The following is a 14,870-nucleotide window of genomic DNA, read 5'->3' on the forward strand; positions in this document are numbered from 1 at the left end:
ACCAGCCCCATTTTAATAGCTTTATTTCCACTAAGGAAAAATTCATGCGAATGCATGCCCTAACAACAACCTTCCATTAAGAAACAATATGCAGCCCATGTTTTGTACTATTCTGTAAATCACATAAAAAAGGGCTGCCGCAGCAACCCGATTCTTCGAAAATCGTCTGGACGAAAAATGAAACTACATTTCCTGAAGTTCATTGACCGTTACAAACGTATACCCTTCATTCGTTAACTCTTGTAAGATCCCTTCAATCGCTTGAAGCTCTTTACCTGTATCATCGTACATCGGATGCATCAGGATGATCGAACCTGGTCTTATATTTTCCTTCACATACTTCACTTTGTCAGAAGCTGAAGTGTAATAGCTATCTGGTTCCAAATTCCAAGTAATGGTGTCTCTATCGTTTTTATTTAAATAATAAGGCAAACCTAAGATTTTTTTCCCGTTTGGCGGCCGGATATCAATTTCACCCTTATATCCGGAGTTTTGAATTAATTTATCCGTTTTCTCGATTTCCGCCTTGATATAAGAAGGCGATTTAAACACCATTCGCCTGTGGGAATACGTGTGATTGCCAATCTGATGTCCTGCTTCCGCTATTTTTCCCGCTTCCTCTGGATACTTTTCGATTTCATTACCAATCAGGAAGAATGTAGCCTTTACATCGTATTTATCCAATAACGGAAGGATTTGATTTACATTCTTTGATGGGCCATCATCAAAAGTCAAAGCGACCACTTTTTCATTCGTCTCGACATTATCCGTTAATCCACCGAATACCTGATATGTTCTTGAATTCATTAATTTATACGTACCAAACAATAGCAGGAAAACAACCAGGATTCCCAATCCAATGAATATCAGTTTCTTTTTCATGCAAATACCTATCTTTCTATAAGTTTTTCAATCCAATGACCTATTATATCAAATCACTGAAAGAAAACACTTATTGCTATCTTCCGATCAATCCGGCTTCATTCACTTTACATGTATCAATTCAAAACGCTCACACACTAGCAGCATATCTACTTGAAAGGTGTGTCCGATTTTGTCCAGTTCTTCTTTAAAAAATTTTTCATGTGCGTCCCACCAGTATGTATATGTTCGATCGCCTTCCCCTTCTGCAATCGCAAACTCTTCACTCACTTCATTCATGGGCAATACTTCGACTTTCACTGTTTGGATGATGGCTAAGGGCTCATCCTCACCGCTTAAAATAATGCTATAATCACCCACGGATGGTAATGGTTCAGTTTCTTCCTCATAAAAAACATACCCCGAGCATGTAGCGGTTTTTATCCCAGCCATCACTAATTGAGCCAATTGATCGGGATCGGCCCCGAATTGCCACGCACTGACTGAATGGGGTTTTTCTTCTTCTTTCCCTTGCCAAAATGCATTCCAATATAATTCCGCTTTGACATTCATTCTATGACTCTCCCATTCTTATTCTTAAAATTTCCGCCCATTTATCATTCGTTTTTTTCACTTCTGTATTCATGTTCCCATTCACTTAAATACATACGATTCTTGATTTTTTTTGGATTATCCAGTTTACTAATTAACTCCAAACTGTTTCCGTCTGGATCATTAAAGTGAATTTTAGCGTGGGCATATTCCCCGTGAGGCATCACGAAAGGTTCAATTGGTTCAAATCCAAAAGCCTCTCTTGGCGCATAGCCTCTATCTTCAAGCCATGCGACTGAGCACTTTAAATCTTCCAATGATACTTGAAAAGCGATATGCCGTAGGGAGGGATGATACTCAACTTTCACTTTTTCCGATTCCCAAAGCCCCAGCCAACTTTTATCCTTTTCAATCCATAGAAAAGCCAGGTTGTCTTCAACTTTATGATCCAACTGCAAACCAAGCCCCTCATAGAATTCGATGGAACGTTTCAAATCACGAACCGGTAAATGTGCTTCATATAAACCTCTTATCATTGAACCGCCCCTTTATAGTCAGACCCCATTAGCTTAGACCTACATATAACCCCTTTATCTAATTTGTTCTACGGGGCATTTCTATTTCACCAGTTAACAGCAAAGTGATGACGATAACCCAAAATATAAAGAAAGATGAGGAAAAAACCAAAGAAATGATAGAAATCACTTTTTTCTCCGTTTTCTTCAAAATTCCCATGACAGATAGGACGATGCCGGTAATCGTAAGGAAAAGCGTTATATAATCACCCGTCAGACTCCCGATATTTTCCATATTGATAGGTGTAATAAAAACAGTAAAAAAGCAAATGATTCCAATGATGAATGAAGTAAAACTAATTACACCGTATCTCTTCTGAATACACGCTTCGTTTTCCATCGAGCTCACCCTTTCATCAGTTTTTAAATCCTATATACATCTATTAATATCTCACAAATAATTTTAACATATAATACCAGACAAGTTGTTGTGCACAAAAAAAGGGGACAAAAGACCGTGAATTAAAGTTTCATTTTCATGCCTTCATGAGTGGATTTGAATCCTAAACGTTCATAAAAACGCAGCGTTTCTTCCCGCTTTTTATCGGTCGTCAGTTGAATGATAAGGCAGCCCCGCGCTTTTGCACGGTCAATAGCATATTGAATCAACTTGCTTCCAATACCTTTCCCTCGTTCTGTAGATGCCGTCCGAACCCCTTCGATCGTAGCTCTCCAACCGCCTTGATGGGTAATATAAGGAGTGAAAGTGATTTGCTGCACCCCAACGATTTCCTCACCAAGACATGCAACGATCAATTCATTATTCTCATCTGCATCAATGGATTCAAATGCTTTTATATAGCTGTCTGGAAGCGGATTTTCATAGCGCTCCCTTTCCCTCCCCAAAACATCATCCGCAAGCATCTGTACGATTTCACTTAAGTCTTCTGCTGTCGCATTCCTGAATGTGACCATGCTATCCCTCCTGATATGTACTTCAGTATTCCCCTGATGAAAATCATTCGTTCATTAATAACTTCTGCCAATAGTCCGGCGGTCCTCTTTTCTGGAGGAAAAATAATGACAGTGATTCAACCAAAATCCTTTTCTTGTAAATTCCAAGAATATTTATGGTAGAGTAGGATTGGACTGGGGTGATATTAACCGTTGAAAATAATAATGAGTGGAATGAAACGTACAATATGTATCTTTTTCATTTCAACGGCAGCAGTTTATGCGCTTCTTAGGCTTGTTATGATAGTCCTTTCATTTATAGGATTTGTTTTAGTGTCTCCATCCGATGGGAAGGAATTTATATTTGGTACAATTCTACCCGACTTCCTTTTTCTATTTATCTTTTGGTTTTTCTCATACATATACTTCACTAACAAAACGGTAACAACAATTATAACCAATGTTATATTTGTGCTATTAGTCCTTACTATTATCCCTCGGTTACTTTTAGGTCATGAATACTATGTAATTGAGGGAGAAGGGGGAAAGGGTGATTATGTAATCCGATTCGAATCGTATAAGATTGCTGGCGAGGCATATGACGGATACACTTTATATACGTATAAAGAAGTATCACCCTTCGTTTATCAGCCTCGGGATGTTTATACCTATACAAATAACCTAAACAGCGATGTCCTCAGTGACCTGTACAGGAAAAGGTATACAGTGATAGATGGTAATGTCCTTATTTTAGGGGACTTCAAAATTCACTTAAAATAGAAGGATTTTGAAGTCTTTTTACTTTTCAATCAACCCATAAAATTTGGACCAACAAAAAAAGGACCCCTATAAAAGGAAGTCCGTCAAGTGAATCATTATTAGGTAATTGGCGCAGGATTGAACAGTGCCAAATCATTATGCAGCCCCCAATGCTCTGCCCAGGTTTTCTTTTTACCACTGGCCACTTCCAGAATAAGGTGAAATATTTCCCACCCAACTTCCTCTATGGTTGCTTCACCAGTAGCGATGGTTCCAGCATTTATATCGATCAGATCTTTCCATTGCTCTGTCAGTGTATTTCGTGTAGATACTTTGATGACGGAAGCCATTGCGAGATTATAAGGTGTGCCTCTTCCAGTTGAAAAAACTTGAAGGTGCATGCCGGAAGCGAGCTGAAGCGTTCCGCAAACAAAGTCACTAGCTGGTGTAGCGGCAAAAATCAGCCCTTTTTCCGCTGCTTTTTCACCTGGAGCCAGTACGCCTGAAATGGGGCTGCTTCCGGATTTGGCAATGGAGCCTAATGATTTTTCCACTACATTGGCCAATCCGCCCTTTTTGTTTCCAGGCGACGGATTGGCACTTCGATCGGCATCACCCAATGCAAGATAGTTATCATACCAATCCATTTCCTTTATTAAAGCTCTCCCCACTTCTTCATTCACTGCACGAGGCGTTAATAGATGAATCGCATCCCGTACTTCTGTTACTTCAGAGAATAGAACGGTTGCCCCTGCCCTGACTAACAGATCTGTAGCATATCCTACGGCAGGGTTAGCTGTGACACCAGAGAATGCATCACTTCCACCGCACTGCGTGCCGATGACTAATTCGGAAACCGGAAATGTCTCCCGCTGCCGGCGGTTCAACTTGATTAAACGTTCCTCTGCCATTTCCATAATGGATTGGACCATTCCCGCAAATCCCTGCTGATCCTGAAGTGAAATGATATCTGAATCGTCCCCGCTTGGATTTATTCTCATTGGAGATAGTTTTTCACACCCCAGTCCAACTACCAAGGCTTCCCCGCCGAAATTCGGGTGTTTCGCGAGGTTCTGTATCGTGCGAATGGGAATGACCGCTTCTGGTGCATTGATAGCGACTCCGCATCCATAATTGTGATTTATGGCGAAAACATCATCAACATTGGGATACTTCGGGAGAAGCTCTTTTTTTATCCGGTTCACGACGAAATCCAGCACGCCCACTACACATTGAACGCTAGTTGTAATGCCCAATATATTCTTGGTTCCAACACTGCCATCTCCATTGCGGAATCCTTGAAATGTATATCCTTCAAGCGGGGGTAAAGTTTTCGGAATATCATTTGCTACCGGCAATTCCTTTAAATCCGGAGAAGACGGAAGTATCACCAGTGATTCGTCAATCCAACAGCCCTTACTGATTGATTCTGCCGCATAACCGATAACTTCCCCATAGCGTATGATGGCTTCATTCTGGACTATATCCATTAAAGCCACTTTGTGGCCTTGTGGCACTCTTTCTTTCAATTCAAGCCCACACGGGAAAACGGTTCCTTGATCCAAGCCCCCCGTATTAACCACGATGGCGACATTGTCGATCCCATTCACCTTAATATAAAGCGGTACCTCCGACAGTTGCGTTTTCGTATCCACTTTACCAACCCTTTCAATATAATTAAGCTAGCATGCTTGTCTGATATAAAGATTGCTTTTCCAATGGCTTCAATTATATTCCTCATGCTTTTAGGGAACTTCGTTACAACTTTAAACATACGTATTTTATTTTCTTTTCTTCTGTTAATTTTTGTCTATTAATACGATTCTTTCAGGTTTATTTACTATGAAAATGTAGGATAGAGCACCTATGAACAATACACTGGCAACAAAGATCAGGGCACCGCTAAAGGAATTTGTTTTGGCTAAAATAAAGCCAATGACAAGCGGCGTTACAATACCCGCGATATTCCCAATGGTATTAAAAATACCCCCAGTTAATCCAATAAGTTCTTTTGGAGCCATATCACCGACAAGAGACCATGTAAGACCTGCCAAACCTTTTGCGAAAAAGGCAATGGACATGATTAGGATAAGAAGAAAAATATTTGAAGTGAAGTTAGCTAAAACGATACTGCTGGATAAAAGAAACCCAGTGATAATCGGTGTTTTACGTGCAACAGCGAGCGATTTCCCCTTTTTCAATAATATGTCGGAAATGATCCCGCCAACGATACCTCCAAAAAATGCTCCTATATAAGGTACCGATGCAGCAAATCCTGTTTGAATTAGAGATAAACCCTTCTCCGTTACGAGATATGTAGGGAACCAAGTTAAGAAAAACCAAACAATTGTATTCAACGCATACTGACCAATATAAATTCCGACCATTTGTCTGTTTGTCAACAAAAGCCGGATATCAGACCAGTTCACTTTTCTTTTTTCTTCTTTATTTGCTAACCCTCCACCTGAATTAATATAATCGATTTCTGCTTGATTTACACGTGGATGGTTGTATGGTTCACGTACAAATGCAAACCATAATATTGCTACAAAGATACCTGCTCCTCCTGCAACAAAGAAAACATCGTGCCAGCCAAACTCTTGTAAAATCCATGCCATGACCGGTGTGAAAAGTGCTAATCCAAAATATTGTGCTGAGTTATAAATCGATACTGCTCGTCCACGTTCATGTTGTGGAAACCACATCGTTGTCAATCTGCTATTTCCTGGAAAAGATGGAGCTTCAGTAATACCAACCAAGAATCTTAAAATGAATAAACCAAGTAAGGTACTAATAAATCCTTGAAAAAAGGTAAATGTGGACCATAATAATAAAGCAACACCATAAACTTTACGTGCTCCAAATCTATCTAATAACCAACCTCCAGGAATGTTAAATGCAGTATATGCCCAGTTAAAGGCTGAAAAAGCAACACCTAATTTCACTGCATCGAAAGCAAGGTCTTCTTTCATTACTGGAGCAGCTATACCCAACGCAGAACGATCAATATAATTAATAACGGTCACGATAAATAACATTGCAAGTATGGTAAAACGCACATTGGTTTTTTTAGGATGTTCATTCTCATTGCGGATGCGTTGAGCAACGCTACTGTTCATTAAGCTTCCTCCTTTATCTCTTAATTTTTCAGAGAAATACGGTTTCAATTTAATACCTTTTTTTGTTATTGAATTGTGAATTTAATAAAGTAAGGGCTTACAATTATTTTTTTTTTGGCAACTACCATGAGTAGAATATTAATAATTTCATCTTTACTAGATTGAGATATTAATTTTACTCATGGTAATTACCCATTCATTTAATCCGAAGTTTATCTCACCATACATGGTTTTTTAGAGTTATATTTCCACTCTTTAATTAGATATTGCATAGAAGTTGAATCATCACGATCATGATAAGGCAGACTTCTATACAATTCATTTGCTTTCATAACTTTATCCATATTTATTTCCACACCTAAACCTGGTTTATCAGGTAGTTTAATTACTCCATCTATAATTTGTAATGGATCATCACATAATTCTTGGCCATCTTGCCAAATATAGTGCGTATCGATTGGTGAAATATTCCCTGGCGCAGCAGCTGCTACTTGTGTAAATGCTGCTAATGTAATATCAAAGTGATTATTGGAATGCGACCCCCATGTTAAGCCCCAATCGTTTAATACATGTGCCATACGGATACTACCATTCAATGTCCAGAAATGAGGGTCAGCTAACACAATATCGACCGCTCTAAGTGTTGCTGCATGATGAAATTGACGCCAATTTGTAGCAATCATATTTGTAGCAACAGGTAATCCGGTTGCAATCTTAAATTCAGCCATTATTTCACGGCTAGAGAATCCCGCTTCAGGACCACACGGATCTTCAATATATGCAAGTATATCTCCTTTACCTTTGCAAAGCATAATGGCTTCTTCCAATGACCATGCTCCATTTGGATCAAGATTAATTCTTGAATCAGGGAATGCTTCATGTAAAGCTTGAATCGCTTCCATTTCTTCTTCCCCTCGAAGTACTCCACCTTTTAATTTGAAACTCTTAAATCCATAACGAGCTTCAGCTGCTTTTGCTTGAGCTACAATTCCTTCAGCTGTTAACGTTTCAATTCGTCTAACACGATCCCAATCATCCTTAAATTGTGTTTCACGTAAATAATTAAGATCGAGTTTTTCCATATCTGCGATATAGAATAAATAGCCTAAGAAAGGAACTTCTGTACGTTGAATACCTCCATCGCCAAGCAATGCTGCAATTGGTTTATTAACAAATTTACCAAGCAAGTCCATCATCGCGCATTCAACAGCAGCCTCTGCTTGCACAACAAATTTTAAATTGGCTAAATTTAATCCTTGCAACCCTTCACCAGAGTCACCTTTTATACTCAAACCACCTTTACGTATGGCAGTAATACAACCTCTATAATCGGCAATCTCTTGTCCTACAACAAATGGACGATAACTTTCTATCATTCTAGTAATATCATCGCCGCCATGAATCTCACCGATACCTGTATTCCCCGTTTCATCTTCTAAAATAACAATATTACGAGTAAAATAAGGAGCATGACAGCCACTTAATGTGAGCAGGGCACTATCATACCCTGCTACTGGAATAACCTTCATATCTGTAATAATTGGCGATCCCTGCAATTTCATTATTTAACTTCCTTCCAGATTTATTAACTTCATAAGTTCTTTAATCATTAATTCGAAAGCGTTATCTATTGATCGCATTTACTTTATATTATTTTACAAACACCGTTTTAATGGATGTGAAAAACTCTTTTGCTGCTTCTCCTTGTTCCCTTGAGTGGGAGCTGGAGTTTTTCATGCCGCCAAACGGCGCCTGCAATTCAACGCCTGCGCTCTCGGCGTTAACCCTGATCAATCCCGCTTCCATATCGTTAACAAATGAAAGCAAATGTTTGATATTGGCTGTGAAAATCGAAGCACTAAGGCCGTATTCCACGCTGTTCGCAAGTTGCAGAGCCTCTTCAACTGAATCAGCTTTCAATAAAGCAATCACCGGACCAAAAATTTCTTCCTGTACAATTGTCATATCTGACGTACAGTTATCAAAAATCGTAGGCTCTACATAAAAGCCATTTGCCTGAGAGCCTTCTTCAGCACGCTTTCCGCCAATCAGAAGTTCAGCGCCTTCTTCCACTCCTTTTTTAATATAGGAAAGAACCGTATTCAATTGATTTTCGCTAGCACATGGTCCCATCCATGTCCCACTGTCCAATCCATCTCCGATGGAAATGCCTTTCGTTTCTTTCACCAACAGCTGTTTGAACTCTTCATAAACTTCAGCTGCAACGATGACACGGCTTGTCGCGGTACATTTTTGCCCCGTTGAACGGAAGGCACCTGTAATGACGGCTTCTACAGCCAGATTAAGATCCGCATCCGCTGCAACGATTACCGGGTTTTTCCCGCCCATTTCAAGCTGGTATTTCGCTCCGCGTGCTAACGCCGCTTGTCCAATTCTTTTTCCAACGCCGTTTGAGCCGGTGAAGGTAATGCCGTTTACATCTTCGTGATCGGCGATGCCCTGCCCGATGACACTGCCCGGTCCTGTGACCATATTGATTACACCCGCCGGTAAACCGGCTTCTTCAAAACACTCCATGATCTTTGCACAGGTGATGGCCGTCTCGGTGGCTGGCTTGACCACAATCGTATTCCCATATACTAGAGCAGGAGCCATCTTCCAGATTGGGATGGCGATCGGGAAATTCCAAGGTGTGATGACGCCGACTACACCAAGCGGGACGCGCGTCGTGAACATAAGCGCTGAACTGTCGGTGGATGGAATGACATCCCCCACCTTACGCATTCCTTCTCCTGCATAGTATTTCAGGATCGCAATACCGCGTGCCGTTTCCCCTTTTGTTTCAGCAAATGTCTTTCCCATTTCCCTTGTTGCACATTCTGCAATTTCATCAATCCGCTTTTCAAGAATTTGCGCTACCTTATACAGATACTCCCCGCGCTCTGAACCAGCTAGTTTACGCCATTTATCTTTCGCCTTTTTCGCAGCTTCCACAGCCAGGTTCAAGTCATCCTTGGTAGATTTTTGTACATATCCGACGATTGCCTGTTTATCTGCCGGGTTTAAACTTTTTTCAACTTCATTTGAAATGGAAGCAACCCATTCACCGTTAATATAGTTAAGATACGTTTTTGTTTGAACTGTAGTTATCATATATAATCCCCACCCTTATTAGATTGATTGAATTGGTGTTTCTTTTGGAAAACGATTTAAAGCATTCTCTAATATCGTTTGCATCTCTGCATAATGTTCTTTTTCCACCGGTAGAATTGGTAATCTGACTGTTTGCCCAACCGGCATTCCCATAATCTCCATACCTGCTTTAATGAGAGAAACGGCATATCCTTTTCGCTGACGGCGAATGTTGTTGATTGGCATGATGACCTGCTGGTATATTTCATTGACCGTTTCTTGATCTCCGCTCAAAAGGCCATTATAGAATTTTCGTGAGATATGCGGGATGTAATTGGAAATCGCCGATGAATATGAGTCAAAGCCAAGTGGAACGTAGGCCGACATGGTAACTTCCGCAAGCGGCATTCCGTTCAGCCAGCCGAAACGTTTTCCGAAGGTTTGTGTAAGGAGTCCATTCAGCTCCATATTGCCCAGACCGTCTTTGACGCCGACCACCTGCGGGACCTCAGCAAGCGCTTCCAAAGTTGAAAGTGAAAATGCTACATTATCACGCTGATATACGATGGAATTTAAGTTTGTACTCTCTGCGATGGCTTTGAAATAAGCCGCCAGACCTGCCTGTTCTCCAGTAACGAGATATGGAGGTAATATTAAATAACCATCTGCCCCTTTATCCGCAGATATTCTGGCAAGTTCGAGGGAAGTTTGAATATTCCCGCCTACCCCTGTATATACAGGTACTTTTCCAGCGGTGACGGATACGGCTACCTCAACCATCGCTTCATATTCCTCTTTACTTAACGATGGATATTCCGCTGCTGCACATGCCACGAAAATTGCCTCTAGTCCCTCATCTAATAAAAATTGGATATTTTGGGCGAGTGCTTGTTCATCAAGCTTATTACTCGTTGTGAATGGTGCCACGGGAAATCCGAGAATTCCTTTAGGTGCCTTGCGAATCTTATTCATTTTTTATTCCCCCTTGTGTATTATTGTTTTATTGTAAGACAAATACACCGTCTGGTCAATCGTATTTTTATTATTTTCTGAAAAATGAAGCAGGACTTCATCCCTCCATAATTTCGCTTCTAATATATACAAAAAAACACGATAATGATGGAGCTAAAATGAAAAAACTTTTAAGAAAAAAAGCCATTGACAAACAATTTTATTTGTCTTACCATTGGACAAAACTAAATATTAAGAATTTTCACGAAGGAGGAAACAGTTAACATTGTAAGCGGTATCAAATAAAAAATATAATTAAATACGATGAAGGAAGTGAGTATATGAACGCTGAAGAAAAAGTTTTTCAACCATCTCCTAAACTGCCAAGTGCCCAGAAAAAAACACGCACACGATGGTTCATTGTCTTTATGCTCTTTTTGGTTACAGCCCTGAATTATGCGGATCGTGCGACGCTATCCATTGCGGGGACGGACATGTCTGGTCAGCTTGGTCTCGATTCAGTCATGATGGGATATGTTTTCTCCGCTTTCGCTTGGTCTTATGTAGCTGGACAAATTCCAGGCGGATGGCTTTTAGACCGTTTTGGCTCGAAAAAAGTTTACTTTTGGAGTATCACGTTATGGTCTACCTTTACGCTTTTACAAGGGTTTCTCGGTTTTTTCGGTTCTGCGGGAACGGCTGTCATGGTATTGTTCGGACTGCGTTTTTTAGTTGGATTGGCAGAGGCCCCTTCCTTTCCGGCCAACAGCCGCATCGTTGCTACCTGGTTCCCAAGCCATGAACGCGGAACCGCGGCTGCCACTTTCAATTCCGCCCAGTATTTTGCAACCGTTCTCTTTGCACCGATCATGGGTTACATTACGTATAAATTCGGTTGGGAATACGTCTTCTTCTTTATGGGTGCTTTAGGAATCGTCGTTGCTTTCATCTGGCTGAAAACGATTTATGGCCCAAAGGAACATCCTCGCATCAACAAAGCTGAGCTTGAATATATCGAAGCGGGCGGCGCTTTGATCAATATGGATCAAACCAGTACAAATAAGGAGGAAAAGAAAGGCGTCAACTGGAATCATATTAAGCAGCTTTTATCAAACCGCATGCTGTTAGGTGTTTATCTCGGACAATATTGCATTACGACGTTAACGTACTTTTTCCTGACATGGTTTCCTGTGTACCTTGTACAAGAAAGGGGCATGACCATTCTTGAAGTTGGATTCGTCGCTTCCCTTCCGGCCATTTGTGGATTTTTTGGCGGCATTCTCGGAGGGACATTCTCGGATTTCTTGTTACGGAAGGGCTTCTCATTGACTGTCGCCCGAAAAGTTCCAATTGTTGTTGGGATGATTCTATCGATGAGCTTGGTGGCAGCAAACTATGTAGATACAGAATGGGTTGTCATTTTCGTTATGGCCCTTGCGTTTTTCGGTAAAGGATTTGGGGCACTCGGCTGGGCGGTAGTGGCCGATACCTCACCAAAAGAAATGTCCGGTGTCAGCGGCGGGCTTTTCAACACATTCGGTAACATTGCAGGCATTACAACACCGATTATCATCGGATATATCATTGCCACGACAGGGTCGTTCAATGGGGCGCTAGTCTTCGTATGTGCCAATGCTCTTGTCGCTATTTTAAGTTATTTATTCCTGGTTGGTGAAATTAAACGTGTAGAGTTAAAGTCATAGTCAACTAAATATTCTGGTAGGGGGAAAAATCATGAACAATCAATTACTTAAGGATAATGTAAAAATCGGCACACCGGTAATTTCTGAAATGAGCGTCATTCCAGTTGCGGGCCATGACGGCATGCTGCTGAACTTGAGTGGTGCCCATGCTCCTTATTTCACCCGGAACATCGTCATTCTAAAAGACAATGCTGGTAATACAGGTGTAGGTGAAGTTCCTGGGGGCGAAAAAATCCGCCAAACACTCGAAGATGCCAAACAATTGGTTGTCGGCCAGTCCATTGGGACATACAACAACATTCTAAATACCATCCGCAAGCAGTTTGCGGACCGCGATGCTGGAGGGCGCGGCCTTCAGACTTTCGATCTTCGTATTGCCATTCATGCCGTAACAGCATTGGAAGCTGCACTTCTTGATTTAGTTGGCCAACATTTAGGTGTTCCAGTCGCAGCCCTTCTCGGCGAAGGACAGCAGCGTGATAAAGTGGAAATGCTGGGCTACTTATTTTATGTAGGTGACCGAAATAAAACAGATCTTGGTTATTTAAGCGAACCGGAAGCGGAAGATGACTGGCTTCGCCTCCGTCATGAGGAAGCGCTGACACCCGAATCGATTGTCCGCTTGGCAGAAGCCGCCCACTCTCGCTATGGATTCAATGATTTTAAATTGAAAGGCGGGGTTTTGCGCGGGGAAGAAGAAATCGAAGCGGTGACGGCACTTGCGGAACGCTTCCCTGAAGCCAGGATCACCCTTGACCCAAATGGCGGCTGGCTGCTTGAGGATGCGATTAAACTTTGCCGGGATCAGCATCATGTTTTGGCTTATGCGGAAGATCCATGCGGAGCGGAAAATGGCTTTTCCGCCCGGGAAATCATGACGGAATTCAGGCGCGCAACGGGCCTTCCAACCGCTACGAATATGATTGCAACGGACTGGAGGCAAATGGGGCACTCCATTCAACTTCAATCCGTGGACATTCCTCTTGCCGATCCGCATTTTTGGACGATGCAGGGCTCCGTCCGTGTCGCTCAAATGTGTAACGACTGGGGATTGACTTGGGGATCACACTCGAATAATCACTTTGACATTTCACTTGCCATGTTTACACACGTTGCTGCAGCCGCACCAGGAAAAATCACTGCGATCGATACCCACTGGATTTGGCAGGATGGGCAGCGTTTGACGAAAGAACCTTTTAAAATTGTCGGCGGAATGGTCGATGTCCCTTCCAAACCCGGACTTGGAATTGAAGTGGATATGGAACAAATCGAGAAGGCACATCAGCTTTATAAACAAAAAGGACTTGGTGCCCGTGATGATTCAATGGCTATGCAATACCTGGTCTCCGGATGGAAGTTCAATCCAAAATCACCTTGCCTTGTTAGATGATTTTTTAAAGGAATGCATGCGTCACTCTCTTAAGAGCGGCGCATTTTACTTTTTTTGGACATAGGTCTACATGCAAATAAGTGTATTATATTATATAATTAGTCTTACAGTATGAATACATATAGGATTTAACAGAAAAGGGGTTACACAATGGAAGAATCGTCAAAGAAATTAGGCGTACAATCGGTACATCGCAACACTCTTTCACAACAAGTCGTGGATCAAATTGTGCATCTGCTCGTCAGCGGACAAATGAAAGCGGGCGACAAACTGCCTCCTGAAATGGAACTTATGAAAGAACTTGAAGTAAGCCGGCCTGTTTTACGTGAGGCGCTCAGTGCACTTGATACACTAGGGGTCATTACACGGAAAACGCGTGAAGGAACATTTTTTAACGATAAAATCGGTACACATCCATTCTCTGTCATGCTGGCGCTGGCTACGGATAATTTACCAGCGATCATCGAAGCGCGAATGGCATTGGAGTTGGGATTAGTAACAATGGCTGCCGAGAAGATCACAGACGAACAACTGGAAAAACTGCAAGTTACGATTGACACGATTGCCAATAGTGAAGACAACGATTATGGAGAGGCCGATAAAGAATTCCACAAGATCATTGCTTTAAGTGCGAACAATCCCATAATTGAAGGCATGATCGATTCCTTATTGATCACTCATAATAAAATAAATAGCCTGATTCAATTCAGAGAACGGGAACTGACTGTGAAGTATCATAAAGCCATCTATGCGGCACTTGCAGCACATGATCCACATGAAGCATTCAGCCAAATGTACAAGCACCTTGATTACGTCCGTCAGAAAGTCCTTCAATATTCTCACGCCAATTAATATATCGTTTGCGAGGTATCGCAGTAAACTAATGGATCACTCAATGATCCAATTTCATAGGGAAAGTGGATTTTTTCAGGGAACCTATTTTGCTTCCGAGATTTCAGAGTTCAACTTATCT

The 14,870-nt window shown here is 41.5% G+C and carries 13 protein-coding genes; 3 read left to right on the forward strand and 10 right to left on the reverse strand.

Annotated elements, in window-relative coordinates; translation table 11 throughout:
- Positions 1 to 183 precede the first annotated feature (183 nt).
- The 10 genes from ABOA58_RS21390 to kdgD all read right to left on the reverse strand — a co-directional run bounded on the left by ABOA58_RS21390 (position 184) and on the right by kdgD (position 10,825).
- Positions 184 to 882: a polysaccharide deacetylase family protein gene (locus ABOA58_RS21390; RefSeq protein ID WP_350299922.1), complete on the reverse strand. Its 699-nt coding sequence runs from the start codon at positions 880 to 882 to the stop codon at positions 184 to 186.
- Between the two features lie 102 nt (positions 883 to 984).
- The gene (locus tag ABOA58_RS21395; protein WP_350299923.1) at positions 985 to 1,434 is read right to left on the reverse strand and encodes an ASCH domain-containing protein; all 450 of its coding nucleotides are present in this window, start codon (positions 1,432 to 1,434) and stop codon (positions 985 to 987) included.
- A gap of 44 nt (positions 1,435 to 1,478) precedes the next feature.
- Positions 1,479 to 1,949 carry a VOC family protein gene (locus tag ABOA58_RS21400; RefSeq protein ID WP_350299924.1) on the reverse strand — a complete coding sequence of 157 codons (471 nt, stop codon included), beginning with the start codon at positions 1,947 to 1,949 and terminating at the stop codon, positions 1,479 to 1,481.
- A gap of 58 nt (positions 1,950 to 2,007) precedes the next feature.
- Positions 2,008 to 2,328, reverse strand: a complete 321-nt coding sequence (locus ABOA58_RS21405) for a hypothetical protein (RefSeq protein ID WP_350299925.1) — start codon at positions 2,326 to 2,328, stop codon at positions 2,008 to 2,010.
- A 122-nt stretch (positions 2,329 to 2,450) separates the two neighbouring features.
- The gene (locus ABOA58_RS21410) at positions 2,451 to 2,903 is read right to left on the reverse strand and encodes a GNAT family N-acetyltransferase (RefSeq protein WP_350299926.1); all 453 of its coding nucleotides are present in this window, start codon (positions 2,901 to 2,903) and stop codon (positions 2,451 to 2,453) included.
- An 857-nt stretch (positions 2,904 to 3,760) separates the two neighbouring features.
- Entirely contained in the window at positions 3,761 to 5,296 is a 1,536-nt protein-coding gene (gene garD / locus ABOA58_RS21415) for a galactarate dehydratase (RefSeq protein WP_350299927.1), read from the reverse strand.
- A gap of 144 nt (positions 5,297 to 5,440) precedes the next feature.
- Positions 5,441 to 6,760: an MFS transporter gene (locus tag ABOA58_RS21420; protein ID WP_350299928.1), complete on the reverse strand. Its 1,320-nt coding sequence runs from the start codon at positions 6,758 to 6,760 to the stop codon at positions 5,441 to 5,443.
- Positions 6,761 to 6,972: 212 nt separating this feature from the next.
- The gene (locus ABOA58_RS21425; RefSeq protein WP_350299929.1) at positions 6,973 to 8,322 is read right to left on the reverse strand and encodes a glucarate dehydratase family protein; all 1,350 of its coding nucleotides are present in this window, start codon (positions 8,320 to 8,322) and stop codon (positions 6,973 to 6,975) included.
- Positions 8,323 to 8,410: 88 nt separating this feature from the next.
- On the reverse strand, positions 8,411 to 9,874 hold the full coding sequence (gucD, locus tag ABOA58_RS21430) for an alpha-ketoglutaric semialdehyde dehydrogenase GucD (protein WP_350299930.1): 1,464 nt from the start codon (positions 9,872 to 9,874) through the stop codon (positions 8,411 to 8,413).
- Between the two features lie 18 nt (positions 9,875 to 9,892).
- Positions 9,893 to 10,825: a 5-dehydro-4-deoxyglucarate dehydratase gene (gene kdgD / locus ABOA58_RS21435; protein WP_350299931.1), complete on the reverse strand. Its 933-nt coding sequence runs from the start codon at positions 10,823 to 10,825 to the stop codon at positions 9,893 to 9,895.
- 320 nt (positions 10,826 to 11,145) lie between these two features.
- On the opposite strand from kdgD, the gene ABOA58_RS21440 reads away from it, so the two are divergent.
- From ABOA58_RS21440 to ABOA58_RS21450, 3 genes are all read left to right on the forward strand, one after another.
- On the forward strand, positions 11,146 to 12,507 hold the full coding sequence (locus ABOA58_RS21440; RefSeq protein ID WP_350299932.1) for an MFS transporter: 1,362 nt from the start codon (positions 11,146 to 11,148) through the stop codon (positions 12,505 to 12,507).
- A 31-nt stretch (positions 12,508 to 12,538) separates the two neighbouring features.
- Positions 12,539 to 13,897 (forward strand): glucarate dehydratase, encoded by a 1,359-nt coding sequence (gene gudD / locus ABOA58_RS21445; protein WP_350299933.1) that lies wholly within the window; start codon positions 12,539 to 12,541, stop codon positions 13,895 to 13,897.
- Positions 13,898 to 14,047: 150 nt separating this feature from the next.
- On the forward strand, positions 14,048 to 14,749 hold the full coding sequence (locus ABOA58_RS21450) for a FadR/GntR family transcriptional regulator (protein ID WP_063232459.1): 702 nt from the start codon (positions 14,048 to 14,050) through the stop codon (positions 14,747 to 14,749).
- The last annotated feature ends 121 nt before the right edge of the window (positions 14,750 to 14,870 follow it).

The sequence above is a fragment of the Peribacillus frigoritolerans genome (assembly GCF_040250305.1).
Taxonomy (GTDB): Bacteria; Bacillota; Bacilli; order Bacillales; family DSM-1321; genus Peribacillus.

Excerpts from the sequence above, each read along its gene's own strand:
- ABOA58_RS21420 (WP_350299928.1), bottom strand. The coding sequence starts at position 6,760 with ATGAACAGTAGCGTTGCTCAACGCATCCGCAATGAGAATGAACATCCT.
- ABOA58_RS21390 (WP_350299922.1), bottom strand. The coding sequence starts at position 882 with ATGAAAAAGAAACTGATATTCATTGGATTGGGAATCCTGGTTGTTTTC.
- ABOA58_RS21450 (WP_063232459.1), top strand. The coding sequence starts at position 14,048 with ATGGAAGAATCGTCAAAGAAATTAGGCGTACAATCGGTACATCGCAAC.
- ABOA58_RS21405 (WP_350299925.1), bottom strand. The coding sequence starts at position 2,328 with ATGGAAAACGAAGCGTGTATTCAGAAGAGATACGGTGTAATTAGTTTT.
- ABOA58_RS21395 (WP_350299923.1), bottom strand. The coding sequence starts at position 1,434 with ATGAATGTCAAAGCGGAATTATATTGGAATGCATTTTGGCAAGGGAAA.
- ABOA58_RS21425 (WP_350299929.1), bottom strand. The coding sequence starts at position 8,322 with ATGAAATTGCAGGGATCGCCAATTATTACAGATATGAAGGTTATTCCA.
- gucD (WP_350299930.1), bottom strand. The coding sequence starts at position 9,874 with ATGATAACTACAGTTCAAACAAAAACGTATCTTAACTATATTAACGGT.
- ABOA58_RS21440 (WP_350299932.1), top strand. The coding sequence starts at position 11,146 with ATGAACGCTGAAGAAAAAGTTTTTCAACCATCTCCTAAACTGCCAAGT.
- kdgD (WP_350299931.1), bottom strand. The coding sequence starts at position 10,825 with ATGAATAAGATTCGCAAGGCACCTAAAGGAATTCTCGGATTTCCCGTG.
- ABOA58_RS21410 (WP_350299926.1), bottom strand. The coding sequence starts at position 2,903 with ATGGTCACATTCAGGAATGCGACAGCAGAAGACTTAAGTGAAATCGTA.
- gudD (WP_350299933.1), top strand. The coding sequence starts at position 12,539 with ATGAACAATCAATTACTTAAGGATAATGTAAAAATCGGCACACCGGTA.
- ABOA58_RS21400 (WP_350299924.1), bottom strand. The coding sequence starts at position 1,949 with ATGATAAGAGGTTTATATGAAGCACATTTACCGGTTCGTGATTTGAAA.